Genomic DNA, 26087 nt, shown 5'->3' on the forward strand with positions numbered 1-26087 from the left:
ATTTACCTCCTGGTGCTGCTTTTCCTTGCATGCTTCTTAGCATGTGCTTTGCCGTGCTCCTTTGTAGGGCCGGCTTTCCGGGGCTTTTCCGCTGCAGCCTGGCTATTCCCTGCCTTGGAGACAAGCCACGCCTCTACAAAGCCCATTACGATTGCAATGCCTGCCATTGTATAAAAATAACTGCCGGAACCATAAAGTATAAATACAGTTATTGCAGCAATTATCAGTATAACCGTTATAACTGATACTACAACTTCTACAATATTATCCATCTGATCTCCTGATGAGCTAATGACCTTTACAATATACCTGGTTATATTTATAACACTTTTTGCTGCCGCTGTGGCATCGTCAGCCCAAATATTATTCAAGTCGCAGCTGTCCAAGCATAAGCCTGGGATTTTAGGCATAGTAAAAATGATATTCACAAACAAACTGATAATAGCTGGCCTGATGGGCTACCTTGGCAGCCTTGTAGTCTACCTATATGCCCTATCCAAAGCCCCTCTGTCGGTGGTTTACCCTATTTTTGCGAGCAGCTTCATATTCGTAACGCTGCTTTCGGCAAAATTCCTCCATGAAGGCCTGGACTACAAGCGAGCCATTGGCATATTTGCAATATTTGCAGGCATAGTCATAATAGCCATATCATACGCGTGATGCACATGCAGAGGCGCAAGCTGGAAAACATCTCAATGCTGCTCGGGTCTACGCTGCTTGGAGCAATAGGGCAGGTGCTATTCAAATACGCGCTGGCCGTCAATATGCTGCTTATAATAGGCGTCGGCATCCTGGCGTATTTTTTCTCAACTATAATATACTTCTACGTGCTTACGCGCGCAAACCTCAGCTGGGCGTATAGCATAGGCGGCTTAAGCTATATATTTGCTGTGCTGCTTGCTGCCACGGTCCTGGGCGAGACTGTCACGCCACTGCGCTGGCTCGGCGTGCTGATAATAAGCGCAGGCGTTGTGCTTGTTGGGGCAAGCTGAGCCTGCACGATGCGCCATCCAAAAATCAGCTGTTTACTTCAAATTTCTTGATTTCTACCCTGCTTATGGGCACTATTTTAGAAAGTTTTGTCGCAAGCTCCTGCTGCAGCTTGCCTTCTACAATGCTAGATACCGCTTCCTGGAAGCTTTTCCCAGAAATATAATCGTTTACGTACATTATGGCTTCCTTCCTTATGCCTACTAGCTTCGTGTGCGCCGACCTACCCCTTGTCACGACTAGCAGCTTTGTTGTTACGCTCCTTTCATCCTTTGTCCTGGAATTGAAAACGCAGTCCGCAATGCTTTTGTACCTCCTCACCAGCGACCTTATGTAGCTGTATAGAAGCTCCAAGCGCAGTATCTGCGTGTGTGCGGCCTCGCCGTTCACGTCAGTAACCTTCAAAACGACTTCAGTATAGGCGTGGGACGGGTTGTTCGTAAGCGAAGAAAGCGCAATCTTAAGATTCCTGCCAAGCGCAGCCTTGTCGCTGTTTGCAGGCATTTCTGCTATCTGCACCTCGTTGAACTCCTTTGGTGCATAAACTATGAACCATTTCTTAAGTTTCCATTTATCGGTAGTTTTTTGCAAAGCCATTTCAATACCTCAGTGCCCCTTCACCAGCAGCTCGGCCTGCTTCGGATTGTATCTCCACCCATCCGGCAGCTTGCCGCTTTTTATGTAATACTTTGTAAGCCTCCATATCTTTGCCTCTATCCTGCCAAGCCTTACGGTGTTGCTTACATCCTGCTTGTTCTTCTCAAGGTGCTTGCGCAGCTTCACTGCCTTTTTCATAAGCGCAAGCATATCATAAGGCACGCTTTCCTGTATGCCGTTTTCCTTAAGGACAGCCTCAAGTTTCTTTCCAAGCATATGGTTTATATAAGGCACACTGTGGTCCTTTTTAAGCTTCTCCCCTATCAAAGCCGGAGGCAGCCCCTGCTTTGCATATTCAACAGCATATTTGACTATCTTATCCTTGTCGTTTTCCGCCCCTTCTATAATGCTGCCGCTCCCAAGAATGGGCTTTCTTGACTTCGACTTTCCGTGCCTTTTAGTATGCAATCTTGCCATCGCAAACACTTAGATTACTTTACATTCTTGCCTATCAACGCTATGCACTACAATTTATGAAGAAAAGTTCAAAGAGCTATTTCTATTGAGAATTTTTCTGACTCTTTAACCTCTATCTTTTCAGCCTTGCATATGCGCCTAAGCTCCTCTTTGGAATAATTGACAACGCTATAATATTCTTCAGGAACATTTATATTTATTATCTTTATCTGCGAATTCAGGGCTGATTTGGCCTCAGACTTGCGCTTGCGCACCTCGCTTATTATATCATTCAGCAGGTTTCCAGAGCTTATTACGTCATGCGCAGGTATCCCGCTTTCGAAAACAAAGCCGTTTATTGCATAGCCTGCAGGGCTTTCCACCTTTGAATGCTTTGGGAATTCCATGCCCATAACCAGGTCGCTGGAAAACATTGAATTCACCTCTTCGCACGCATGGGGTATTATTGGCGCAAGCGCCTTAATCGATTCTCTCAGCACATGCATCAGCGTGAAAATCGCAGAAAGCTTGCTCTTTTCGCTTTTCTTGTCTGTGGAATACACCCTGTGCTTTACGTTTTCTATGTAATAATCGCAGAAATCATGCCAGTAAAAGCCAATGAGCGCGTTTGCAGCTGAATACATGTCATATTCGCCATAGCGCATGTCTGCTTCTTCAAGCACTGCATTCAGCCTTTGGAGTATCCAAAGGTCAAACATGTTGAAATCAGAATGCGGCTGCTCATCAGGGATCTTAGTTTCGCCAATGGCGTTTTTTACGAAAAGCGCCGAGTTGTACAGCTTATTGATAAAGCTTTTTGCATACTTCATCTCTTCGTAAGAAAATACCTTGTCTTTAGTGGTGCCGCCGCTCAGGGCTACCCACAGCCTTATCGAGTCTATGGAATAATCGCGCGCCAGCTGCAGAGGGTCTATGCCATTGCCATAGCTCTTGTGCATTTCCCTTCCGTCGGTGCCCAGGACCATGCCATGCGTGAGCAGCGTTTCGAAAGGCTTGTCGTTCGCAACTGTCCACGTCCTGAATATGGTGTAAAATGCCCACGTCCTTATTATGTCTGTGCCTTGGATCCTTATCGAAGCCGGAAAAGCAGATTTCAGCATATCCTTGTTGTCAGGCCAGCCAGCCACCACTAATGGCGTTATACCAGAATCAACCCAAACATCGCACGTATTCTTTTCGCCCACTATGTTCTTGGATCCGCACTTCGGGCATGCATCAACAGGCGCTTCTTCGCGTGAAGGGTTTACCGGCAGCATGGACTCGTCAGGCGCTATGATGTTGCCGCAGTCATTGCAATACCAGAACGGAATGGGGGTTCCGAATATCCTGTTGCGCGATATATTCCAGTCCCATTCTATGAAGTTTGCCCAGTCATATAGCCTTTGCGCCGCAGTTTCAGGCACCCATTTTATGTCGTGCGCTATCTCCTTTATCTTTTCTGCATTCTCCTTGGTCTTGAGGAACCATTCCATGTCTGAAATCAGTTCTATTGGGGTATTGCATCTGTCGTGTATCTTTACGATCTGCTTGATTTTGTCCACATGGTCAAGTGCGTTGAGCGCGCGCAGTTCTTCTAAGATTGCTTGCCTGGCTTCTGCGCCCTTTAGCCCTGTGAATTTTCCCGCATTAAGGAGCCTTCCGTATTTGTCCTCCGCAGCGATGAGCTCCAGCCCGTGCTTATAAAACATTGAAATGTCCTGCTTGTCGCCGAACGTGCATACCATCTCAGCTCCGGTCCCAAACTCCTTCTCAACGCTTTCATCCGCTATGATGTTTACGGTTTTGCCAAATAAGGGAGTTATTGCCTTCTTGCCGACAAGCTTGTTGTACCTTTCGTCGCTTGGGTTTACTGCCACAGCTACGCATGCGTGAAGGAGTTCAGGCCTGGTAGTTGCTATAAGCAGTTCCTCAGCATCCTTCCCTGCTACCTTGAATTTTATGTAATTAAGTTCCGATTCGCGCTCCTGCTCGTTTGTCTCTTCCCTTGATATTGATGTAGCGCAATGCGGGCACCACTCCACCGGATGCTCTGCCCTGTACAGCAGGCCTTTTTTATGCGAAATCAGAAGCGACAGCTGCACCTTGCGCCTGTAGTCCTCGGACATCGTCACATATTCGTATCTTTCATCGAACGATGCCCCCATGAGCCTCATTCCTTCTTTTAGCACCTTTATGTTTGCGTTTGCGACCTCCACGCATTTATTGTAGAATTCCTCCTCGCTCATATTCCTTCCGTACTTCTTTTCCGTTTCGAGCTCTGTAGGAAATCCCTGCGTGTCCCAGCCCTGTGCATATAGCACGTTATGGCCTTTCATGCGCTTGTACCTTGCTATGGCGTCTATATAAGAAACCCAAAAGGCCTGCCCCATGTGCAATGACCCTGTGGTGTTTGGCGGCGGCGCATCTATCACGAATAATGGTTTTTTCGAATCGTCCTTGTTGAAATTGAAAAGTTCAGCCATTTTCCACCGGTCGTTCCACTTCTCTTCATCTTTTGAATTATAAGGCAAAGTATCACCTATTACAAAGCATAGAGTTATTTCCAGAAAGCATATTTAACCTTTACTGGAATCAAAACAATAAAACAGGATTAGAAAATATGAACTTAAAATACAAAATCAAAAAGTAAAATAAAAAATTAAAAAAAGCAGCTACTAATAAGCGTTCAAGCTATTATACCCTTTCGCCTATTGCGAACCTTGCTTTCACGTCTGTTATTTTCACCTTCATGCTTTCTCCTTGCTTTGCACCCTTTACAAAGACAACAAAGCCGTTGACTTTAGCAATGCCGTCACCTTTTGACGCGACTGCCTCTATCGTTACATCGACTTCGTCTCCTGCCTTTACTGGCTTCTGCAAAAAGTAAGAGGGCTTTATAGAAACTCCTCTCCTTTCTCTGTTTCCTCGTCTTTCTTCACGTTCGTTTGCGTTCATTTCCTGTCCGTAACCTTCGTTTTCTTCCATCTGTATCTTTGCTCATACGTAGAATCAGCGTTTTGCGCATTACTACATATATTTAACATTGCGCTATCACTTATATATAAACCTTTCCTTTTGCCATTACGCCAGCAGAAGCCCGTGCTATTTGCCAAATTCAGGGCATGCTCCCTGCTGCGCCCTTTGAAAAATGTCATGCACAAGCTATTTATTCTTGCGTTATGAAAGTAAATGCGTAATGCACCTGCTTAAGGCTTTTATACTGCTGATGTCGCTTGCTGTGTTAGCCATGCCTATAATGGCAAATGCCTCATACACCGTCACCAACCTCAATACCACAGTAGTGCTCAATCAAAATACAAGCGCACAGGTAACTGAGGTGTTGACGCTGAAAGTAAGCAACAGCTCTGTGAAGCAATACGATACCAACAGGATAGCATTAAACCTTACGCTTAGCACATGGCAGTCGCTTATAGGCCCGCTGCTTGTGCAGCACATAATAAACCCGCATTCCGGCATATATAACTTCAAGTTTCTTCCAGGCCCGCTAGTGCCAACCTATTACGGGGGAGAAGCCAAGCTGCTAATGACGTACAGCGTTGAGAATGTCACGTCAGTTGTAGAGCCAGCCCCAAGGGAATTTGTATACACTTTTAATGACAATGTATTCAATTTCGAGCATGCAGCAAGTGGCGAGGTGCTGCCTAGCAATACAACTTTAAGCATCATAATACCTAATGGGGCGCAGCTGACTTCCGTTTACCCAGTTCCTGACGCTCCGGTGGGCAATTTCACGTCAGGGTATGCAAACATAACAAGGTTTTCATGGTTCGATGGGGAGCCGCTATCGAAATTCACATTCGTCTTTGTCACGCATGAGAGCCTTGGAGCAGAAGTTGAGGGATTTTTCTCAAAGGTGTACAGCTACCTCGGGGTATTCACATACATAATAACTGCCTTGGTAGTAATAGGGTTGATCCTGTACGCATACATCAGGGCCAGGAAATGATTTAAGGTCGATGCATTTGCACGATTATGAATTAAAAGTGCTATATTCATTAAAAGAAGGTCCGGCCACTCCGGAAGCGATACTAAAGTCGACAGGCATGAGTGAAGACTCTTTCAAGTGGGCTGTAGAGAACCTTTCGGAAAAGGGCGCCATAGCAGCAAAGTATGAATTAAGCCTGGAAGTAGAGGTGTCAGAAGAGGGGCTTAGGTACATCAGCTCTGGATTCCCTGAAGAAGCCCTGCTTAAAAGGCTGTCGAGCTCCCAGACCAGAGTGTCTGACATAGGCAGCAATATCGCATTGCTCTGGGCCAAGCGGAACGGATGGGCCAGCATATCAGAAGGCGAAGTCTCAATAACTGCAAAAGGGCTTCAGCAGCTGAAAAAGCCATATGGCCAAAGAGAGCTGCTTGAGGAGATATCCGAAATACTTAAGGATGCGGATTCTCTTAAAAAATCTGCAAGGCTTAAAGCGCTATACGATTCAAAAAGACTTTTATTCGAGGAGCTTTCAAAGCGCAAGCTCATAAAGCTAAAGGAAAAAAGGAGCCTCTCCTCGGTTTCTATATCAGATGTGGGCCTCGCGTTGCTGGAATCGGAAGTTGAACAATCATCGGGGTCCATTGGCCAGCTTACAAGGGAGCTTATGAAGAGCGGAGAATGGAAAAACAGGCAGTTCAAACCCTATAACGTAAACGCCGAGCCAGAGGCGGTATATCCTGCAAGGATGCATCCAGTCCATGAATTCATAGACGTCATAAGGAATGTATGGATAAGCATGGGCTTTGTAGAGACAAGCGGCCCGATAATAGAATCATCATTCTGGAATTTCGATGTGCTGTTTTCTCCGCAGGATCATCCCACACGGGAGATGCAGGACACATTCTTCCTGTCCAATCCTGAAACATCAAGGCAGGACGACAAAGGGCTGCTGCGCAAAGTAATGCTTATGCACAAGAGGGCATGGAGCAAGAATTGGAGCGAATCGCTAGCTTCTCAGGCGCTTCTAAGGACCCATACTACAAGCGTATCGGCGCATAACATATACAAATACGGGAACCTTGATGCAGGCGCATATCCGCTAAAGCTTTTTTCGATAGGCAAGGTATTCAGAAACGAGAGCATAGACTATAAGCACCTTGCAGAGTTGCACCAATACGACGGCATAATAATAGACAAAGACCTTGGCGTATCGCAACTGAAGCACACCCTTACCGATTTTTACAACGCGCTGGGGTTTAAAGTAAGGTTCAAGCCATCATACTTCCCTTTCGTAGAGCCGGGTCTTGAAGTGAATTACTACGACGAGGGGCATGAAGACTGGATAGAGCTTTGCGGCGGCGGAATAATCCGCAAAGAAATAACGCAAGCCCTGGGCTCAAAAATGAGGGTTCTGGCATGGGGCGGAGGCCTTGAAAGGCTGATGTTCAAATTCCTAAGCATTAGCTCGCTGACGGAGCTCTATAAAAATAACATAGGCTGGCTCAGGTCAAGGAAAAACATTATGCTGTAGGTGCTTAAGTGGCTATCGTAACGTTTGATTTGAGGGATTTGGAGGCTGCCTCCGGAAAGCTGGATTTAAAAGAAGCCATTGGCGCCATAGGCATGGAAGTCGAAGCCGTTGAAAACGGCCAAATATCCTTGGACGTCACGCCAAATAGGCCCGACCTTCTCGACATTACCGGGTTGTCACGGCAGCTCGGCTTCTATTCGGGGAATCTTAAGCAATCCGAATACAGGATAAACGGGCCGAGCGGCATTTCTATAAAAGTCGACGGCAGCGTAAAAGCAGTCAGGCCATACATAGCAGGGATAGTTGCAAAGGGCCTAAACCTTGAGGCGCAACGGCTGCGTTACCTGATAAACTTTTCTGAGAAGCTTGGAGAAACGTATGGCAGAAGGCGCAAAAAGCTTGCCCTTGGCCTTCATGATCTTGACAGGATTGCCGGGCAGCTATCCTATGCAGCAAGCGAAGATGGAAGCATAAGGCCCCTGAACGGCAGCAAAGAAATGTCATTTTCGGAAGTGCTCTCCAGCCACGAAAAGGGCATTGCATATTCAGATACGATAAAGGTCCATGGCAAAGGCACCATGTTCCCGTTCCTTAAGGACTCGCGCAATACAATATCGCTCATACCGATAACCAATTCAGAGCATACGAAAGTGACTACACATACGAATAACCTGTTCGTTGACATAACAGGCACAGACGAGGCTATAATATCAAAAGTTGCAGACATACTGGCATGCAAATTCATAGACATGGGCGCCGCTGTGCAGAGCGTAAAAATAATATATGGCAACAAGGAAATTGTATACCCGGGGCTTTACACTAAGGACATACACATAACAAAATCCGGTTTTGAGTCCGTGCTTGGCATGCGCAAACAGCCCATAGACATGCAAAAGCTGTGCGATCTGGCAGGCTACATGTACAAAGGCCATAATAAAAATAGCCTTTCCGTTACAGTGCCGCCGTACCGTGCAGACGTGATAAATGCCCAGGACGTTTATGAAGACCTGCTATTTGCCTTCGGCTATGACAACGTTTTGCCTTTGCCTGTGCTGGATTACCACATGGGCAAGCAGGATAAAAGCGCGGAATTTGTAAACAGGCTATGCGCATTAATGATTGGCTTAGGGTATACGGAAGCATATAATAATTACTTGACAAACGAACAGCAGCAATTTGGCATGCTGGAATGGCCTTTCGAGCCCAAAAGCCTTGTAAAAATAAAATACTCCAAGACAGAAAACATAAGCATAATGAGGCAGTCCCTGCTTCCGATGCTGATGCAGAACCTTCTGGACTCTTCTGCAAATCCAATGCCATACAGGCTGTTCGAGATAGGCAAGGTGTTCAGGTTTAGAGAAGGTGCAATTCAAGAGGAAACCCACATTGCCTTTGTTTCCGAGCACTCAAAAGCGAATTTTTCGGAGGCAAAAACTATTTCTGCGCGCATTCTTGAATTTTTGGGAATCGAATGCACGATCGTAGAGTACAAAGACCCTGCATTCATAGATGGCAGATGCGCAAGGATAATAACAAATGACGGCAATAAGGCCATAGGAATAATTGGCGAAATACATCCAAGGATACTGCTTAACTTCAGGCTTGACGAACCTGTTGACGCTTGCGAAATATCGTTGAATATGCAAATCAAGTAAATGTTTAAAAGCTTTGGAACCGTTGATTAATTATGCCTGGGAAAAAACAAAATGCGCAAGCTGCAATAGAGTACCTGACTACATACGGCTGGGCCATAATAATCATTTCAGTGTCGCTGGCAGCCCTCTACTACCTTGGCGTATTCAACCCTGCAACATACGTCAGCACAAGCTGCCTATTCCCTGCTGACTTCAACTGCATATCAAGCGTTTTGTACCCTAATGGCACCCTTGTCATAAACCTTGAGCAGTCAACCACGTCTCCAATAAACATAACTGCGATAGGCTGCAATTCAAATGAGACGCTGACGCATATGGTGTCTTTCGCATCTGCACCGATACCATTGCTTATAGGCTCGAACATCACGATATCAGGCAATTCGACAGTGCCGCTGCAGTGCTGGGAAAACGACACAGTGTTTACTGGAAAGCCAGGGGGCATATTCCACGGCTATATACTGCTAAATTACACTGATGTGGACACCGGTTATGGGCATACCATTCCAGCAACGGTTCTTGAAAAGGTAGTATAAGGGCCGTGCACTCATTGCTGTAAAGACATTCTTATAATTCTATCCCGCTTTTTGTGTGCCTCCTCCTGCTGGTAAACGGCCTGAATTCGTTTCCATTGCCCGAGAAGAATTTTGAAAAGAACTCCACGTATATAAGCCTGGCGCCTTGTATGCCTGGTTCGAAAAGCGCTATTGCTATGTTAAAGAGCTGCCCCAGCAGCAGTATTACAATACCGACTATGGCCAAAACTATTGAATGCTTTATTGCATGAAGGAATATGAAGTCTATGACCTGCGCCAGGATTACAGAAGCCAGCAATATGCCTATGAGCCTGGTGTATGAGAGTATGTGGCTTATGAGCGATGGCAGCTCCATAAGGGATTCGAAGCCTTCTGCAACCAGGAACACTGCAACCCCGCCTATAAGCAGGAAATACGACAGCACTGCATAGGCGTTTGAAAGGCCGAGCGGCTCCCTGTGCAGCACCGCCAGGCCGAATATGACTATGCCCCACGCGGCCATAAGCCAACCTATTCTTCCTGCAGCAAGCTTTTTGTTCCCTATTGCAAGCTTATTTAGGAAGCCAAGCACAAACCCGAACGAGACCATGAATACGCCTATCCAGCCGGATAGCACAAGAAGCGTCGGAAGCCCTGTTTCTACATTGAACAGTGCAGTGTAAGGCAGCTGGAAACCAAAGTACTCGTTAAATACGACGCCAAGCGCAATCGCTATTATTGAACCTGGAATTATTGATTTTGCAAGTATCTTCAGGCCATTATCGCTTACGATGGTATGCACAAAATTGCTTATTGCCTTCGGGAAGTGGCTTTTTGCATTCTTCTTTTTCTGCCCAAGCCTTCTCAAAAGCCAGAACGCACCCAGGAGCATAACTGCGCCATAGCCTGCGTCGCCGATCATAAAGCCAAAGAATATGGGGAACACGACTGCAAATATCAGCGTCGGGTCTATTTCATTGCTTTTTGGCAGGGAATAAAATTTTATGAAGAACTCAAAAAGTTTTGTTGTCACTGGGTTTTCCATCTTTGTCGGTGGCAGCTCCTTTGTGCTTATCTTCTCCATCAGGAATTTGCCGCCGGTGACTGTCTTGATTGCTTTATGCAATCTGTCCACGTCCTCTTCAGGAATCCATCCTTCTATAGCTATTACGGACTTGCTCACGCCAAATTTTGCTGCGGCTTCGGCCCTTTCTACCTCTATGTCCAGCTGTTCCCTTATAGCGCTTACTATCGGATAATAAACCTCGGAAATATTGCGCATATCGGCTTCAAGCAGCTCTATCCTGCCCTTCAATTCGCCTATCTTCTTTTCTTCGTCAGCCTCGTTTGCTGCAAGCGTGCCTTCAAGCTTCGGTATGAGCTCAACTGTCAGCTTCAGGCCTTTGGCATACGTGCCGAAGCTCTGCTCAAAGTCCTTCTTCATGCTTATTATAGTTGAGTACTCTCCTTTGATCACTACGCAGTCCTCCACCTTTGAATGCACTTCAGCGTTGAATTTTTCCAGCTCCCTCCCGAAAACAAGGAACGATACAATGCGCTCCGAAGAGAATATGCGAAGGTCATGCTTTATCCTGGGCATTTTCTTAAGCATCGAAAGCATGCTTTCGTGCTCTTTCATTTCGTCGGAAAGCTTGCCCAGTTCGCTCTTTATGCCTACCACCTTCTCGTCAATGTCTATTTGATTGGCCTTAGCCATCAAATCCTCAAGCGTGGCAAACGTAAAAGTGGCTTCGGTCTCGTATGCATCAAGCATCCCCTCAAGGCTCCTGAACCTTTGGGCGTAATCGCTTATCTCTTTGTAGTCTTCCAGGCTTCCGCCGGCAAGCAGCTGCAGCGCCCTTTCAGGCAGGTACTCTATCTGCATCACTCCAGTATCATGAAGCGCCCCGACTACCTCATGCTGCAGGTCTTTCGGGAATATTATGCGTTCCCTTTCCATCTTGGCCGGCTTCAAAAGCATTTATACACCAAAGTGCTCCTTGATCGCTTGCTGCATTGCAGCAAGAATGCTGTCCTTACCCGGAACTGAAAAGCCAGCTATGCTGGTTTTATACTTTTCTATTATGGATTTGCTTTCTATGTCTGCTTCTTTTATGGCATTTGCCCTTATGCTGTCAGCGTTGCTTTTCGCCGACTCTACGGCATCATGCATTATTATCTCCGCCTGCATCCTTGCAGCCTTTATTATGTTCTCCGAATCCTTTTTCGCCAGTTCGACAGCCTTTGAATATGAATCTTCGCTATCCTTTATTTTTTCCAAAACTCCGTATTCGCTCATCATAAAACACCCGCAATTATAAGCACGAATATGATTATCGCTAACGCAGCCGCTATGTTGAAATAAAATATGAAATAATAGATCTTCAGGAACCTGGATACCGCTGCGCTGTCATAACTCACTGAAATGCCGTTCCTGTGCAGTATCTTGTCAAGCGCGTAGTTACTTCTCTCCTTGTGCATTTATCTTACCCTTTATGAATTTGATCGAGACTATTTGGTCGCGTTCCATGTCATCAAGCCTCTGCTTTATATAGTCCGCCTTTTCCATGAGCCTTGGTATTGCAACATTTTCTATCGCATTGCTTCGCCTGTTAAGCTTCTCGATCTCATGGAGCAGCCTCCTCAGCGAATTTTCCTTTTCGGCAACTTCTATGAGCATCTTGAAAAGTTCGTCGTAACGCATCCTTGCGTCATCTATAGAAGCTGACGTGGAAACCAGCTCGTATTCTATGTTTGCGGCATACTGCTTGTTTATCTCGAGGCTCGGTATCTTTACTCCCATTATGTTCTTTGATGAAGCCTTGGCACCTGTTTCTGATATTTCCGCGGCAACGCGTTCCAGCGTCATTCTGCCGGACATTATCTCAGCAAGCCTTATGCTGTCCTTTGCGGACCGTATGCTTTCAAGCATGTTGCCCCTCATCTCCCTTATCTGCTTAACCAAATCGAAGAATGCAAGCACCAAGCTTGATCTTTTCATCTTGAGCAGGTTAAGCCCTTTTGCCGCTATCTTTATGCGGTTTCGTGTCTTTATGAGCTCCAAACGCGTAGTCTTAATGTTTGTCTGTGCCAACTTGCTCCTCCCACTTGCCAAATTTTTTTATGAATTCCTCCTTTATCCTCTTTATCTCGGTCTTTTCTATTCCGGCCATCAGCTCCCATCCAAGGTCAAGGGTGCGCTCAATGCTCCTGTCCTCATAATAACCCTGGTTCACAAACTTGTCCTCAAAGCTGTCGGCAAATTTCAGGTACGCCTTGTCGCCTTTGCTTAGCGCCTCCTCTCCAACTATCTCTGTAAGGTTCCTAAGGTCCTTCCCTTTAGCGTATGCGGCATATAGCTGGTCTGCTACGCCCCTATGGTCCTCCCTCGTGCTGCTTTTGCCTATTCCTTGATTCATAAGCCTTGAAAGCGATAGCAGCACATCGACATTTGGGTATATGCCCTTTCTGTACAGGTCCCTGCTCAGCACAATCTGGCCTTCAGTTATGTATCCTGTGAGGTCTGGTATCGGGTGTGTGATGTCGTCGCCAGGCATTGTAAGTATTGGCACCTGCGTTATTGAGCCTTTCCTGTTCTTTATCTTTCCTGCACGCTCGTATATTGTAGATAAATCAGTATACATGTAGCCAGGGAAGCCTCTCCTGCCAGGAACCTCCTGCCTCGCGGCCGAAATCTCCCTGAGGGCCTCGCAGTAGTTTGTCATGTCGCTCAGTATAACCAGCACATGCATTCCCTCTTCGTATGCGAGGTACTCTGCGGTTGTCAAAGCAAGCCTTGGGAGTATTATCCTTTCCATCGAAGGATCCGATGACAGGTTCAGGAACATTACGGTCCTGTCTATCGCGCCTGTTTCCTCGAATTCCTTTTTGAAGAAGTTTGCCTCCTCGCTGTTTATCCCTATTCCGCCGAAAACTACGCTGAAGTTCTCATTTTTATTTAGCAGTTTCGCCTGCCTGGCGATCTGCGCGGCAAGCCTATTGTGGGGCAGGCCTGAAGCCGAGAATATAGGAAGCTTCTGCCCCCTTACTAGCGTGTTCATCCCGTCTATGGTGGAAATTCCGGTCTCTATGAATTCGGATGGCTCCTCCCTTGAATACGGATTTATTGCGCTTCCGTTTATATCAAACTCGTCCCCTTCGTAAAGCGCCGGCCCGCCATCCCTGGGTTCGCCCATGCCGTTTAGTATGCGTCCCATTATATTTCCGCTCAGCCTGAGCTTTGCCGTATTGCCAGTGAATCTGACTGCAGTATTTTCGGTGTTCATGCCCCTGGTCTCGCCGAATGACTGGACGATCGCAAGATTGCCTCGTGTATCAAGCACCTGGCCGGTAATCAAGCGCCCGTCGTCAAGCTTTATTTCCACTATCTCGTTATAAGCAGCATCCTCTATCCCTGTTACGAACAAAAGCACGCTTGTTATCTGGTTTATTGTCTTGTAATAAACGTCGCTCATTGCATCATTCCTCAATAACCTTGATCTTTCTTATCTCTTCGGCAGACTTTACCACATCTTCGTAATACTTCTGGATGTCGGCCTCCTTTACAAATTTCATCTTTGCAAGCTTTTGTTTTACTTCCACCTTTGCAATCGATTCTGTTGTTATGCCCCTTTCTACTGCAAGCTGTTCCTCTTCGCCGACTTTGAGTATGCTCTTAAGCATCAGGTACTGCTTTTTTATCGATGAATAGGAGTCCACTTCGTCAAATGCGTTCTGCTGCAGGAAATCCTCTCTTATGCTTTTTGCAGTGTCCAATACAGCCTTGTCTGCTTCCGGCAGCGCGTCATAGCCCACAAGCTGCGCTATTTCATTTATCTCTGCTTCCCTTTGCAGTGTCCTCATCGCTTTCTCGTATGTGTCATGCCATTCTGGGCTGACATTTTCCGTGTACCACTTTGACAGGTCATCAGCGTAAAGCGAATAGCTGTTCAGCCAGTTTATCGATGGGAAATGCCTTGAATTTGCAAGTGACGCATCAAGTGCCCAGAACACTCTTGTAACCCTAAGGGTATTCTGAGATACCGGCTCAGATATGTCCCCGCCTGGTGGCGATACGGCCCCTATCGCCGTTATGGAGCCTATTCTATTGTTAAGAACGTGGACCCTTCCGGCCCTCTCGTAGAACTCTGCAATCTTCCTTCCAAGATAAGCAGGATAGCCCTCTTCGCCTGGCATTTCCTCAAGCCTTCCAGAAATTTCCCTAAGGGCTTCGGCCCATCTAGAAGTGCTGTCTGCCATTAATGCAACGTCATATCCCATGTCCCTGTAGTATTCCGCAATTGTTATTGCAGTGTATATGCTTGCCTCCCTGGCAGCTACAGGCATATTCGAGGTGTTTGCTATGAGTATGGTCCTGTCCATGAGCGGCTTCCCGCTTCTGGGGTCGCTAAGCTCTGGGAAGGTTGTAAGTATCTCGGTCATCTCGTTTCCGCGCTCGCCGCAGCCAACGTATACTATCACGTCTGCGTCAGACCATTTCGCCAGCTGGTGCTGTATGACTGTTTTCCCTGAGCCGAAAGGCCCTGGCACTGCCGCAGTGCCGCCTTTTGCCACTGGGAACAGCGAATCTATTACACGCTGCCCTGTAACCAGCGGCATGTCCATGCCCATCTTATCCAGCACTGGCCTTGGCACCCTGACTGGCCATGTCTGTGCCATCTTTGCCTCCACGTCGCCCTTATCTGTGGAGATAGTGCCTATGCTCTCATCTATTGTATAATCGCCTTCGTCTATACTGGCTATCTTGCCTGAAATGCCGTATGGTACCATTATCCTATGCTTTACGGCACTGGTCTCTTCTACTTCGCCAAGGATGTCGCCCTGCTTTACTGCATCCCCTGCCTTTACTGAAGGCATGAAGTGCCATTTCTTTTTGTTGTCCAAGGGCTCAACGTTGATGCCCCTGGCTATGAAATCCCCGCTTGCCTCCCTTATCCTGTCAAGCGGCCTTTGTATGCCGTCGAATATAGAGCCCATGAGTCCTGGGGCGAGCTTTACCGAAAGCTGCATGCCTGTGCTTTTCACTATGCCCCCTGGCCTTAGGCCGCTCGTATCCTCGTACACCTGCACTGTGGCATTGCCATTTTCCAGCTTTATTATCTCGCCTATGAGCTCCTCTTCGCCCACGCGCACAACGTCATACATGTTGGGGTTTTCCAGTCCCTTTGCTATGACAACCGGGCCTGAAACCCTATATATTGAACCAGCCATTTGAATCAACCATTCTTGTATATGTCTATGCCAAGCACTCTCTTAGCGATATCGCCCACGGATTCGCCAGACCCTGCATTTTCATTCTCAGAGGGTATAAACACTACCAAGGGCTTCAGCATGGTTTCCGCAAGCTTGACTGCCTGCTGGCCCATGCTCTTCCTTACATCATACGATGAGATTATCAAATCGTACTCCTTCAAGCCCATCAGCTCTGAAAGCTTGGCTGCAGCCTCTTTGCCTTCGCTTATGAAAACGTCCTTTATCCCTATAAGCTTAAAACCAAGCACCATTTCCCTTTCGCCTACGACAGCTATCTTTCCGAAATCCTGGATTGCCATGAAGCTCACGAAGCATTTGTCCCCATTACAAACCTGTTTGCAGAGGCTGAGTCTATGCCATAATACCTGGTCAGGAATATAGAACGCAGGCTGTTGCGCTCTGTCTCTGCCCTTATGATGTAGCCGAGCATGAACGGCAAAGAAGCCGTGAAAGAAGCGAATAAAGGCATGTATTTGTCGTAAAGCGCGCGCCTGAAATACAGTTCCAGGTCTGATGCCATGCCTTTTTCAAAATACTTGTGTATAGCGTCTGCAAGGCCTTGGCTGTCAGGCAAGCCAGGGAATCGCACGTCCTTGCCAGAAACTGCATCTATAACCTGCTGCTTGGAAAGTTTTCCGCCAGGTATGAGCAGCGGCTCTGCTGCCGGGTCTATATACCTGCTTTTAGCGGCGACAACTATGTTCTTTGAATCTATCAGCGCAGTGACATAGCCGTATACGGTGCCCTCGTCGCCTTTGTAGAACTTAAGCGTTTCCAGAAGCCGTGAATAATAGTAGAGATCAAGCTCCAGCATCATGCTGCTCAGGCTTTTAGTCTTGATATAATCGTCGATGTGGGACATCAGGGCGGTGCCGTACCCGAACCGCGCCAGGTGGTTGACTACAGTCTCTACATCCTTAAGCTCCATCATCCTTGCATATTCGTGCGCTCCTATGCTGCCTGCAAGCACGCCTATAGGGTTGCCTGAAAGAACGAAAAATTCGCCTGTCTGCGATATGCTGTAGCCAAGGGCTTTTGCCGATAGCAGCGCTTTTATGTTCTCGATGTCGAACTTCCTTATATACGCCTCGACAAAAGGCCTGGCCGTCGGAGGCATGGCTGCGTAAGCCTTGTTTACCCTCCTAGAAAATTTCAGGTTAAGCACAGCTTCGATTAAGTCAGGCATCTTGTACAGTCCGGAGAGGCTGTCTATCTCGCTTTTGTAATCTGTTTCTGACAGGGTCTTCATCATGTCATCGGTATCCTTGCCTACCAGCTGCTCAATGCCCTTTTGGCTGAGCATCAATGTCGAAAGCGCTTTGAGAGCGCCATACTTGCCCGTATACGTAGAATCGCTCATTCCGATCCCGTTATAAGCTTAAGCAGCTTGGAGTACATCCTTGGCTTTATAATCTCCAGTATCCTGTTCATGCTGTAATCAAGTTCCTTCTTGCCGTCTGCAGACACTGCAATAAGTCCTCCGGCAAATGCGCTTCCTGCGTCGAGTATCTTTGCTTTGCGCTTTAGCCCTTCCAAAGCCTGAATGTCATCCTTGCGCACATACACCGTGCAGCCTTCGCCTATTTCATCCAATGCGGTATTGTAAAGCTTCAAAAGAAGGGCTTTGTACTGGCTGCTTTTTAAGTAGCTCGCGATGTTCTTCCGCAGCTCTTTGTATGCATTGTCAAAGCTTTCCTGCATTGCAGAATACACGAGCCTTTTGGCCTCTATGTTCGCCTTTGAAAGCTCCCTGGCCTTTATCTGCTTTGCTTCAAGGTCCGCGGCGTCAAGTATCTCCTTAGACTTTTTTGAAGCAGCATCTTTGGCAGCTTTTATTATTTCGGAAGCCTGCGCACGCGCATCGCCAATGAGCCTGTCAGTCTCCAGCTGTTTCTTTTTTTCGATATCATCTATTATCTCTTCGAGACCCATTCTATTACCGTGCTAATTGCCTGCCGCACATCAAAGTATCTGCAACAGCAGTATGAGCCCTAAGACGAAGCCAATGATCCACAATGTCTCTGGTATTACGAAGAAGAATAGGACCTGGCCGAATTTTTCCGGCTTTTCTGCTATTATACCCATTCCAGCAGCACCTATTCCCTGCTGCGCCATTCCTGTGCCTATAAGGCCCCCGGCTATTGCTATCGATGCAGCAACAGCGTATAATGGACTTACTGCCACTACCATATATTTTCACCATTTAATAATAAATCTAAATTGCAAAACATAAAATTTAGTACGAATGAATTAAACTATTTATACAATACAATTCATATATGTTTGCGTGCGATACCTTTATAAATTCATTATAATAGCGGTTAGAGGCCATGAGCATGGAAGTTAAGATTAACAAAATCAACGAGTTCACGTGGGAGATCCAGCATGCAGGCAATCCAGATAACATGGTGCCTGTAAGGATATTTGCCAACAGCAGCATAATATCATCAATGCAAAGGGATCGTACAATGCAGCAGGCAATGAATGCCACTACGCTTCCGACAATGGTGAAGCACATGCTAGTAATGCCTGACGGGCACGAGGGCTACGGCTTCCCGGTCGGTGGCGTTGCAGCCTTCCCTGCAGACGATGGCATAATATCGCCAGGCGCCATAGGCTTTGACATAAATTGCGGCGTCAGGCTTATAAGGACAGACCTGAGCTTTGAGGAAGTTAGGCCAAGGCTCGGCGAACTCATGGACACGCTTTTCAGCATGGTTCCAAGCGGCGTCGGAAGCAAGGCAAGCAAGGGCTTTACAAGAAGCGATATAGAAAAGGTCGCCATAGAGGGCGCAGCCCAGGTCATAAAGCATGGCTTTGGCGTCAGCGAGGACCTTGAAAGGATGGAAGAAAATGGCTGCATGGATGGCGCTGATCCTGACAGGGTAAGCGACCTGGCAAAGAAGCGCGGCACCCCACAGCTAGGCACGCTTGGGGCCGGCAACCATTTCCTTGAGGTGCAGCGCGTTGGAAGGATTCTGGATCCAGCAACATCAAAGGCCTACGGCCTCTGGGAAGACCAGGTTGTTGTAATGGTCCATAGCGGCTCAAGGGGCTACGGCCACCAGGTGTGCAGCGATTACCTAAGGGTGCTCAATGATTATAGCGCAAAGAACAACATAAGGCTGGTAGATCCAGAGCTAAGCTACGCGCATATAGGCTCAAAGGAGTCTGAAGATTACCTCAAAGCGATGAAATGCGCTGTTAACTTCGCATTCGCAAACAGGCAGGTAATGATGGACTCCATACGCAAAAGCTTTGAAAAAGTGTTTTCCAAGAGCTGGGATGCTTTGGGCATGCACCTTGTATATGATGTCGCGCACAACATAGCAAAAGAGGAGGAGCACGATGTCGAGGGCAGGAGGATGAAGCTGATAGTGCACAGGAAGGGCGCCACAAGGGCGTTTGCGCCAGGAAGGCCAGAAATACCAAAAATATACAGGGACTACGGGCAGCCCGTCCTTATACCTGGCAGCATGGGGACCTCAAGCTACGTCCTTGCAGGCCTTGAAGGCGCTATGAAGCAGAGCTTCGGCTCCTCATGTCATGGCTCTGGCAGGCTTATGTCGAGGCACCAAGCCATAAGAGAGATACCTGCATCCAAGACACTTGGAAGCATGCGCGACAAGCACATAGAATTAAGGGTCAGGGACAGGAAACTCGTAAGCGAAGAATCCGAGCTGGCATACAAGAACGTCGATGACGTGGTGGCAAGCGTGGCAGGCGCAGGCATAACAAAGATCGTGGCGCAGCTGCTGCCTATAGGAGTTGCAAAGGGCTAGCAATGCAGTGCATGACAAAGCTATAAATATAACGAAATAGCCATATATAGTATTTAAAAATTGGGTAAGGGAGATGGAAGACAGGATAATCATAAGCCTGCATACAGAGCCTGGGAAGCGTAGGCATACGTGCGTGGCTTGCGAAGCCTATAAGCGTGAGATAAAAAAGAAAAATAAGGAGGCACTGCTTCTTTATATAAAGCACATATATGAAGTGGCGCAGAAATCAGGAGGCAACAACTTCATAATAAGGAAAAGCGAAGTGCTCAAGAAAGACTCCCAAGAGAAGATTAACGAGGTAATATTCTCGCTCCCCAAGCACAGCAAGGGCAAATGACCCCAACTCTGGTGTTTCAATGGTTGACGGGCTAATAAAGGTTACCAGCGACGACGCTTTCGAAACCGTGCTCGAAAGGGCAGTGGAGGCCATAGAAAAGCGCAACATACGAATTTTCGCAATTCTGGACCATAAGAAAAATGCAGAAAGCGTTGGCATGGAAATGGGCAATGCCACTGTAATAATTTTTGGCAATCCAGAAGCAGGCACCAAGCTTATGCAGGACAGGCCCAGCATAGCGATAGACCTACCTCTAAGGCTGCTTATAAGCAGTGAGGACGGCAAAACAGCGCTTCGCTATTACAATCCGCTGCACCTGGCCAAGGAGCACAAGCTCAATGACAACCTTGACTTGATAAACAAGCTTTCAGGGCTGCTCAATGCTATAGTAATGGAAGCGGCGGGCAAGGCCTGAAAATATCCTTATGTGCAATCATCATGCAAATCGCTCTTTTTTGTGTCAAGCTCCTTTGCGATTTTCATGATTCTTCTAAGCTCTTTTACCCTTATGGATGCGTAGCCCCTTATTGGGAAATGGCATAAATAGACTTTTGCTCCTAAAAGCGTTCCTTTTTGGCCATAGCCCTGAATCACTGAGCCATCAAACATTTGATAAGTCACCTTTCCTATGAAGCACACAACCATAGGCCTGTAAGTTTTCACTGCCCTGAGCATTCGCCTTATTCCATAAGCTGCTTCAGATCTTTTGAGCTTTGAAACATCGACAGTAGGCCTGTCTATCAGGTTTATGAAGTTGAGCCGATACTTTTTGGCAAACCTTTTTTCATACATCTCCATTAGCTCAGAATCGTCTTTGAGAAGCGCAGGAGGCTCGTCTATTATATTGGCTCTGCTGAGAAGGTACCAGAACATCTTGTTGTTCGAGAATGGGACACCCCTCTCGTAGGAGCCCGGATGGGGATTTATGCCTACGAACATTATCAACGCATTCTTTGACAGCTTGTAGCGTATATTTTTGTATTTCAAAACAACACCCGCATTGATTGGCACAGCCCTAAGCGCGTCGGCTTTTGGGATATGTTATCTTGGTTCCTTTTACCTTGGCAAACGATGTAAGCTCGTGCGGCCTTGACCCAGAAATACCTGATATGTGATAAACCTTTCTTCCTCTTACTATGAGAGCATCAGCAATGAGCGACCTGTGGCACCTGAACGGGTTGCCCTCGGCGCACATCATAGCAAGAGTGTGTTTCCTGCTGAGCCCTATGAGCTTCAATATGGCGCTGGCGAAAGCCCTGGTCTGCATGTAGTCTGCAAATCCCCTGAAGCTTTCGTTTCTCCACCCAATATTCACTGACCCTTTCGATGGCTTCCTCAGGCCCCCGAGCTCCTTGAAATGCACGTATTCTATGCCGTTCCTCTTCAGCCGAGATGAAAGCCTTGCCTCATTGAAATCGGGCTGGTGCCTTGATTTCGGAATTGTTCGAACATCAACAAGCATGTCAACCGAATGTGACTTGAGAATTTTTATGAACTTTGATATTTCGAGGTTTGAATAGCCCAATGCATATATTGGGTTCTGGCTTTTAGGCATAATAGCATGTCTCACAACTTATATTAACACTTATTGCAATTATTTATAACAGGAAAGAATTTTGTTTTCTCTTTGATGCAGAAGAAAATACGATCGCACAAGGTGTAAACAACACAGAGCAGCATCCTACTGCCATAAATAACTATTTCAAGCATATGTCAATGCAGAATGCAGGCACGGTAATCAAATGCCAGAAAAGATAAAGACCAATATCGGCGCAATAGACACGTATCCGAAGCTCATATTGGCACTCATAATGCTTGAGCTCGTTTTGAGCGTGATACTTTACACGATTGGCCATTTTAGGGATAACTCTTATTTGCGTGGTGTAGGAATTGGACTCACAATCACATGGGTCACTAGCGCGATAGCGTACTTAAGCGTAAGGATTAGGTCAAAATAAAGGAGCGAAGCAATGAAAATAAGAAAATATTATGTCCGTGGTGTCGGTGCCGGTTTGATAATAGCGTGGGCGACAAGCGCGATAGCTTATTGGAAAGCAGGAGGCACATTTACCGAGGTTGAACTGATACTGTTTGAATTTGTCCTTAGCATGATATTCCTCGCAGTTTCGCTATTCATGAAAGAGTATCCCGAATCGAAGTAGTTTTGCGCACGGAAAGCAAAGAGCATGGATTTTTTGAAGCAAGAAATTGTTATCAGCGCCGCCCCTGCTGGACTGCCAATCGCCAACATAATGTCATTCTGTTGACACTGGTTATCTTGAATGAGATGGAGCCGGTGGAATGGTTGCCGTGTAGTGCTGCGACGATATATGTCCCGAGAGTTCAATGATGCTACCATTTATGTAGTGGCAGTATACGCCGCTGCTGTTTGTCTCAAGCACGAGGCACGAATACATGCTGTGTACTGGAGCAAGCCATGCCAGAAGCAGCACGATTATAGCAGCAAACGCAAATGAAACCATGGAATTTCTGAACTCTTTCTTGGAAAGCGAACTCTTCTTGCCTTCAATCATTGAAAAAATGTTTGTATTGCTTGTATCCCGTATCATCACATTAACCGGCTTGCCGTGCAGCGTTTCGTCTGTATGTTCCACGTAACCTGCAGCTGCATAGCTCTGATCAACTGGTAGGTAAGACTCTATAAGATAGTAGTAACCTGCTTTCGGGACCATCCGTTTGCTACCTATTGGTACAATACTGATTCCTGTGCTGCCAGTTATTGCATCAAGGCTTAGGTCTGTTCCAGAGTTTCTGGCATCTTCTAGCATATTGCCAAGGGCGGCAATGTTATCTGACATCTTGAGTCTGGCCTGCTGGACAAGCCCCAGTTCTTTTGAATTTATTTTAATTGGCTTCCCGCTATTATCGTATAACATGTAAATATTTGATTTCGGAAGGAAGCCATTCACCTTCTCGAGTGACAGGGCAGTATAGCCTGTGCCGTCAGTAAGGTAGGTCGCTTCACCTTTCCAATACGAGCCAAGAAAATCTGTTACTGTGTGCGAAGAACCGCCTTGCTGCGTCACATAATAGGCAAATAGGGAAACGTCGTAGAATGTACATTTTGCCCTGGTTAGCGGAGTGTTTATCGTGTTTCCGCTCTCAGATTCGAGCTTTGCTTCGAGTATGTAGAAGCCAGTTGATGTGGAGTCCATCTTTGCGACTGGCGTATTGGCGACCATCATATGAACTGCAAAATATGAGAAACCTAGATACAGAACTCCAATCGCTATCAGTATCGCGGCGAGGATTAGTACTGTTGGGTATAGGAACGTAGTTGGGTTGATTGAATTGGCGTTGCCGCCTAAAATCGCGCTGCCGAATAATAGACTTATGCCCCCTATTATCAGGACCACAGAGATTATTGCAAAAGTGGGGGGCTTTCTTTTGGTTGTGGGTGCGTCGATATGCTCATGCTGGCTTAAAACCTTTGGATCTGCATTGGCAAAATCTGCGCGCACTGCGACAACGGGTGTTTTCATTTTGTTTGCGTACGTGTTCCAGGTGCCATTGAACTTCGCCATGCTAAAACCTACTGATGCATGTCAAAATTTATCTTGACATCTGCCTTTGCCTCTTCTGGCACTTGGAACAGAGTCATTGCAGAAAAGCCCATTGCTCCGGCAAGCAGATTATATGGGAACTGCTGTATACGTATGTTCAAGTCAGTAACCGATTGGTTGTAAAACTCTCTCCTGTCGGCTATCTGCGATTCGAGGGTCAGTATGCTCTGCTGCAATTGTATGAAGCTGTTGTTCGCCTTGAGGTCAGGATAGTTCTCCGCTACTGCAAATACGCTCTTGAGCGCAGAGGATACCTGATTAGACGCATTCATCTTTGCCTGAACGTCCCCTTGGGGCAGATCCATCCATTGGCTTCTCAATTGCGTGAGCTGCGTCATGAGTCCCTTCTCGTACTTCATGTAGCCGCTTACCGCGTCTATGAGCTTGCCAAGGGCGTCATGCCTCTTCTCGAGGAGCACATCTATGTCGGCCCAGGCCTTCTTTGCGTTGTTCCTCAATGCAACTAAAGAGTTGTATATTACTATTACCAGCCCAGCTATTATTATCACAGCAAGGCCGACTATGGCATACAGCAGCAGACTCATTTAATCATGCTATAGCTATACAATATAGGTATAAAAATTTAGCTATGAAACCTCTGCAGATACCGTTTATCAGGGTAGGGCTAACAGCACGAAGCTTAACGCCTACTGCCTTGATGTGTCGAGGGAAAGCGTAGGCATTCTTTGATAACCGCCATCGACAGTGAACATAATAAAGGTAATGGTGTTAGCTTTTAAACCTGTGATATACGCCCCTGCCGGGATTTGGACCCGGGTCACAAGCTCCGCAAGCTCGTGTTCTATCCAAGTTATACTACAGGGGCATGTCTGACAATCACAAATTTGTCTGCTCATGTTTAAATATTCTATTAAAGCCACATTATCTTAAAATTCTTATCAAAATCTCAAAAGAAAACAAAAGATTTATAAGATACTTTTTGATATAAATCTATACTTCGTTAAAAGATTAAGGCGCATGCATGTTTCATACTTATATGACAATACTGGTTCCCTCGATCGTAGCGGCAATAATCACGGCAGTAGCGACCAAATTTCTGATAAAGTACATGGGTTCCTCAGGCATAACGCTTGTGGACCATAATAAAAAAAGCAAGCCAGTCATAGCGACGGGCGTAGGATTCGGCATAGCATTCGGATTTAGCATAGGCATATTCACATACATATTCGGCGCAAGCTTCAATTTCTATACGCCAATTGCTTCAATATCCGACCTTTTCGGGATAATGACATCCATACTGCTTATAACAATAGTGGGATTTATAGATGACATAAATATACGGATCGGCAAATCGCATGAGACAAAGGATAAAGAAGGCTCATGGACCGGCCTCAAGCAATGGCAGAAGCCAGTGCTTACGTTCATGGGCGCGATACCGCTGATGGCCATCAATGCAGGGGTTTCAGTAATTAGGATACCTTTTGTAGGAAACATTGCATTCTCAATATTTTACCCATTAGTCATAGTGCCCCTTGCCATAATGTTCGGCGCAAACGCCTTCAACCTGCTTGGAGGGTTTGACGGCATAGCCACAGGCACAGGCACAATTGCCATCCTTGGGCTGCTCATCTACAGCATATTTTTCGGCACGTACACAGGAACGCTGATATCTGCGGTATTGTTCGCATCAATGCTTGTGTTTGCGCTGTTCAACATATATCCTGCCAAAATGATACCTGGGGACAGCTTTACCTATTTCTTCGGTGCAGCAATAATAGCAGACATGATACTAGGCAATATGGAATCCTTTGGGATAATAATATTCATGCCGTGGATAATCGAGTTCATACTCCATGCGCGCAGGAAATTTAAAACAAGGGACATGGGCGAGCTCCAGCATGATGGCACATTCGCGCCTCCATACGGGAAGAAGATATACAGCTGGACCCACCTTATCATGAATATGAAGAAATGCAAGGAGTGGGAGATATCGCTTTACATGTGGTTTGTAGAATTCGGCTTCATAGCGCTGGCGTTTGTGCTTAAATCATTCTCGCTGCTTTAAATGCTGCTAAGCGCGTGCCTGCGCACTCCATGCATTTCAGTGCGCCTCTTCCTATTGGCCTTCCTGCGCAGGATATTCGCATATATTACAGTTTTGCCGCCATTGAACTTATTCTTATCAGCTATGAAATCCATGTCAGAGGCTCTTATGAGCTTGCTTCTGCCTGCATAATTAGCGTACACGGAAGCTTCACTGACGAGCTCTTTTATCGTATCCTCCATCTCTTTTTCAAGAGACGTCACTGCGTTCTCATTTATCATCTCAGCACCAGCATCCTTAAGAAAAGCTTCCACATCATAAAGACTAAATCCTCTCTGTTTTATCAAAAATACACCCCTTAAACAAGTTGTAAATAGTTTATTCAAACAAAGGTTTTTAAAGAAATCCGAAAATGCGTC

32 protein-coding genes and 1 tRNA gene are annotated in these 26087 nt (G+C 46.5%); 12 read left to right on the forward strand and 21 right to left on the reverse strand.

Annotated elements, in window-relative coordinates; genetic code table 11:
• Positions 1–2 precede the first annotated feature (2 nt).
• A complete protein-coding gene (locus M1125_00595) occupies positions 3–272 on the reverse strand; it encodes a hypothetical protein (GenBank protein MCL5404329.1) in 270 nt (89 codons plus the stop codon).
• A gap of 19 nt (positions 273–291) precedes the next feature.
• Here M1125_00595 and M1125_00600 point away from each other — a divergent pair, with 19 nt between their 5' ends.
• Together M1125_00600 and M1125_00605 are read left to right on the forward strand one after the other, a co-directional pair.
• Complete coding sequence (locus tag M1125_00600) at positions 292–660, forward strand: EamA family transporter (GenBank protein ID MCL5404330.1); 369 nt, start codon at positions 292–294, stop codon at positions 658–660.
• Between the two features lie 5 nt (positions 661–665).
• Entirely contained in the window at positions 666–992 is a 327-nt protein-coding gene (locus tag M1125_00605) for an EamA family transporter (GenBank protein MCL5404331.1), read from the forward strand.
• A gap of 25 nt (positions 993–1017) precedes the next feature.
• On the opposite strand, the gene M1125_00610 is transcribed toward M1125_00605, so the two are convergent.
• The 4 genes from M1125_00610 to M1125_00625 form a co-directional block, all read right to left on the reverse strand.
• Positions 1018–1587, reverse strand: a complete 570-nt coding sequence (locus M1125_00610) for a hypothetical protein (GenBank protein ID MCL5404332.1) — start codon at positions 1585–1587, stop codon at positions 1018–1020.
• A 9-nt stretch (positions 1588–1596) separates the two neighbouring features.
• Positions 1597–2064 (reverse strand): 30S ribosomal protein S15, encoded by a 468-nt coding sequence (locus M1125_00615; protein ID MCL5404333.1) that lies wholly within the window; start codon positions 2062–2064, stop codon positions 1597–1599.
• 68 nt (positions 2065–2132) lie between these two features.
• Entirely contained in the window at positions 2133–4574 is a 2442-nt protein-coding gene (locus M1125_00620; protein ID MCL5404334.1) for a valine--tRNA ligase, read from the reverse strand.
• A gap of 163 nt (positions 4575–4737) precedes the next feature.
• Positions 4738–4998 (reverse strand): TRAM domain-containing protein, encoded by a 261-nt coding sequence (locus M1125_00625; GenBank protein ID MCL5404335.1) that lies wholly within the window; start codon positions 4996–4998, stop codon positions 4738–4740.
• 301 nt (positions 4999–5299) lie between these two features.
• Between M1125_00625 and M1125_00630 the strand changes: the two genes are divergently transcribed.
• From M1125_00630 to M1125_00645, 4 genes are read left to right on the forward strand one after another with little or no spacing between them, the layout of a single operon-like run.
• Positions 5300–6010 carry a hypothetical protein gene (locus tag M1125_00630; GenBank protein ID MCL5404336.1) on the forward strand — a complete coding sequence of 237 codons (711 nt, stop codon included), beginning with the start codon at positions 5300–5302 and terminating at the stop codon, positions 6008–6010.
• A gap of 16 nt (positions 6011–6026) precedes the next feature.
• The gene (locus M1125_00635; protein MCL5404337.1) at positions 6027–7520 is read left to right on the forward strand and encodes a phenylalanine--tRNA ligase subunit alpha; all 1494 of its coding nucleotides are present in this window, start codon (positions 6027–6029) and stop codon (positions 7518–7520) included.
• Positions 7521–7528: 8 nt separating this feature from the next.
• Positions 7529–9175, forward strand: a complete 1647-nt coding sequence (pheT, locus tag M1125_00640; protein ID MCL5404338.1) for a phenylalanine--tRNA ligase subunit beta — start codon at positions 7529–7531, stop codon at positions 9173–9175.
• A gap of 32 nt (positions 9176–9207) precedes the next feature.
• A complete protein-coding gene (locus tag M1125_00645; GenBank protein MCL5404339.1) occupies positions 9208–9708 on the forward strand; it encodes a hypothetical protein in 501 nt (166 codons plus the stop codon).
• 31 nt (positions 9709–9739) lie between these two features.
• On the opposite strand, the gene M1125_00650 is transcribed toward M1125_00645, so the two are convergent.
• The 10 genes from M1125_00650 to M1125_00695 are packed head-to-tail and all read right to left on the reverse strand — an operon-like array spanning position 9740 to position 18150.
• Positions 9740–11668, reverse strand: coding sequence for a V-type ATP synthase subunit I (locus M1125_00650; GenBank protein ID MCL5404340.1), 1929 nt, complete (start codon positions 11666–11668; stop codon positions 9740–9742).
• Positions 11669–11986: a hypothetical protein gene (locus M1125_00655; protein MCL5404341.1), complete on the reverse strand. Its 318-nt coding sequence runs from the start codon at positions 11984–11986 to the stop codon at positions 11669–11671.
• Positions 11986–12168, reverse strand: coding sequence for a hypothetical protein (locus M1125_00660; GenBank protein MCL5404342.1), 183 nt, complete (start codon positions 12166–12168; stop codon positions 11986–11988). The genes M1125_00655 and M1125_00660 overlap by 1 nt, the downstream gene beginning before the upstream one ends.
• Positions 12149–12781 (reverse strand): V-type ATP synthase subunit D, encoded by a 633-nt coding sequence (locus tag M1125_00665; protein ID MCL5404343.1) that lies wholly within the window; start codon positions 12779–12781, stop codon positions 12149–12151. The genes M1125_00660 and M1125_00665 overlap by 20 nt, the downstream gene beginning before the upstream one ends.
• Complete coding sequence (locus M1125_00670; protein MCL5404344.1) at positions 12762–14162, reverse strand: V-type ATP synthase subunit B; 1401 nt, start codon at positions 14160–14162, stop codon at positions 12762–12764. Before M1125_00670 ends, M1125_00665 begins: the two co-directional genes overlap by 20 nt.
• A 4-nt stretch (positions 14163–14166) precedes the next feature.
• Positions 14167–15924 (reverse strand): V-type ATP synthase subunit A, encoded by a 1758-nt coding sequence (locus M1125_00675; GenBank protein ID MCL5404345.1) that lies wholly within the window; start codon positions 15922–15924, stop codon positions 14167–14169.
• Positions 15924–16259 carry a hypothetical protein gene (locus M1125_00680; protein MCL5404346.1) on the reverse strand — a complete coding sequence of 112 codons (336 nt, stop codon included), beginning with the start codon at positions 16257–16259 and terminating at the stop codon, positions 15924–15926. Before M1125_00680 ends, M1125_00675 begins: the two co-directional genes overlap by 1 nt.
• A 5-nt stretch (positions 16260–16264) precedes the next feature.
• On the reverse strand, positions 16265–17320 hold the full coding sequence (locus tag M1125_00685; protein ID MCL5404347.1) for a V-type ATPase subunit: 1056 nt from the start codon (positions 17318–17320) through the stop codon (positions 16265–16267).
• Positions 17317–17892: a V-type ATP synthase subunit E gene (locus M1125_00690; GenBank protein MCL5404348.1), complete on the reverse strand. Its 576-nt coding sequence runs from the start codon at positions 17890–17892 to the stop codon at positions 17317–17319. The genes M1125_00685 and M1125_00690 overlap by 4 nt, the downstream gene beginning before the upstream one ends.
• 30 nt (positions 17893–17922) lie before the next feature.
• Positions 17923–18150 (reverse strand): ATPase, encoded by a 228-nt coding sequence (locus tag M1125_00695; protein ID MCL5404349.1) that lies wholly within the window; start codon positions 18148–18150, stop codon positions 17923–17925.
• 146 nt (positions 18151–18296) lie between these two features.
• Here M1125_00695 and M1125_00700 point away from each other — a divergent pair, with 146 nt between their 5' ends.
• The 3 genes from M1125_00700 (at position 18297) to M1125_00710 (ending at position 20494) form a co-directional block, all read left to right on the forward strand.
• A complete protein-coding gene (locus M1125_00700; protein MCL5404350.1) occupies positions 18297–19742 on the forward strand; it encodes an RtcB family protein in 1446 nt (481 codons plus the stop codon).
• A gap of 73 nt (positions 19743–19815) precedes the next feature.
• Positions 19816–20079, forward strand: a complete 264-nt coding sequence (locus M1125_00705; protein ID MCL5404351.1) for a hypothetical protein — start codon at positions 19816–19818, stop codon at positions 20077–20079.
• Between the two features lie 19 nt (positions 20080–20098).
• Complete coding sequence (locus tag M1125_00710; GenBank protein ID MCL5404352.1) at positions 20099–20494, forward strand: DUF302 domain-containing protein; 396 nt, start codon at positions 20099–20101, stop codon at positions 20492–20494.
• Between the two features lie 8 nt (positions 20495–20502).
• Here the strand turns inward: M1125_00710 and M1125_00715 are convergent, their stop codons facing one another.
• Entirely contained in the window at positions 20503–21066 is a 564-nt protein-coding gene (locus M1125_00715) for a hypothetical protein (protein ID MCL5404353.1), read from the reverse strand.
• A gap of 28 nt (positions 21067–21094) precedes the next feature.
• The gene (locus M1125_00720; protein MCL5404354.1) at positions 21095–21634 is read right to left on the reverse strand and encodes a DUF488 domain-containing protein; all 540 of its coding nucleotides are present in this window, start codon (positions 21632–21634) and stop codon (positions 21095–21097) included.
• A 187-nt stretch (positions 21635–21821) separates the two neighbouring features.
• Between M1125_00720 and M1125_00725 the strand changes: the two genes are divergently transcribed.
• Complete coding sequence (locus M1125_00725; GenBank protein MCL5404355.1) at positions 21822–22037, forward strand: hypothetical protein; 216 nt, start codon at positions 21822–21824, stop codon at positions 22035–22037.
• Positions 22038–22049: 12 nt separating this feature from the next.
• The gene (locus M1125_00730; protein ID MCL5404356.1) at positions 22050–22241 is read left to right on the forward strand and encodes a hypothetical protein; all 192 of its coding nucleotides are present in this window, start codon (positions 22050–22052) and stop codon (positions 22239–22241) included.
• 111 nt (positions 22242–22352) lie between these two features.
• Here M1125_00730 and M1125_00735 read toward each other — a convergent pair whose 3' ends face one another.
• From M1125_00735 to M1125_00745, 3 genes are all read right to left on the reverse strand, one after another.
• Positions 22353–23624, reverse strand: a complete 1272-nt coding sequence (locus M1125_00735; protein ID MCL5404357.1) for a hypothetical protein — start codon at positions 23622–23624, stop codon at positions 22353–22355.
• An 8-nt stretch (positions 23625–23632) separates the two neighbouring features.
• Positions 23633–24208 carry a LemA family protein gene (locus M1125_00740; protein MCL5404358.1) on the reverse strand — a complete coding sequence of 192 codons (576 nt, stop codon included), beginning with the start codon at positions 24206–24208 and terminating at the stop codon, positions 23633–23635.
• A 207-nt stretch (positions 24209–24415) separates the two neighbouring features.
• Positions 24416–24489: transfer RNA gene (locus tag M1125_00745), tRNA-Arg, on the reverse strand.
• Positions 24490–24645: 156 nt separating this feature from the next.
• Between M1125_00745 and M1125_00750 the strand changes: the two genes are divergently transcribed.
• On the forward strand, positions 24646–25689 hold the full coding sequence (locus tag M1125_00750) for a hypothetical protein (GenBank protein MCL5404359.1): 1044 nt from the start codon (positions 24646–24648) through the stop codon (positions 25687–25689).
• Here the strand turns inward: M1125_00750 and M1125_00755 are convergent.
• A complete protein-coding gene (locus M1125_00755) occupies positions 25686–25949 on the reverse strand; it encodes a hypothetical protein (protein MCL5404360.1) in 264 nt (87 codons plus the stop codon). The genes M1125_00750 and M1125_00755 overlap by 4 nt on opposite strands.
• Positions 25950–26087 lie beyond the last annotated feature (138 nt).

It is taken from the genome of Candidatus Marsarchaeota archaeon (genome assembly GCA_023485295.1).
In the GTDB taxonomy this organism is placed as follows: Archaea; Micrarchaeota; Micrarchaeia; order Micrarchaeales; family Micrarchaeaceae; genus Micrarchaeum_A.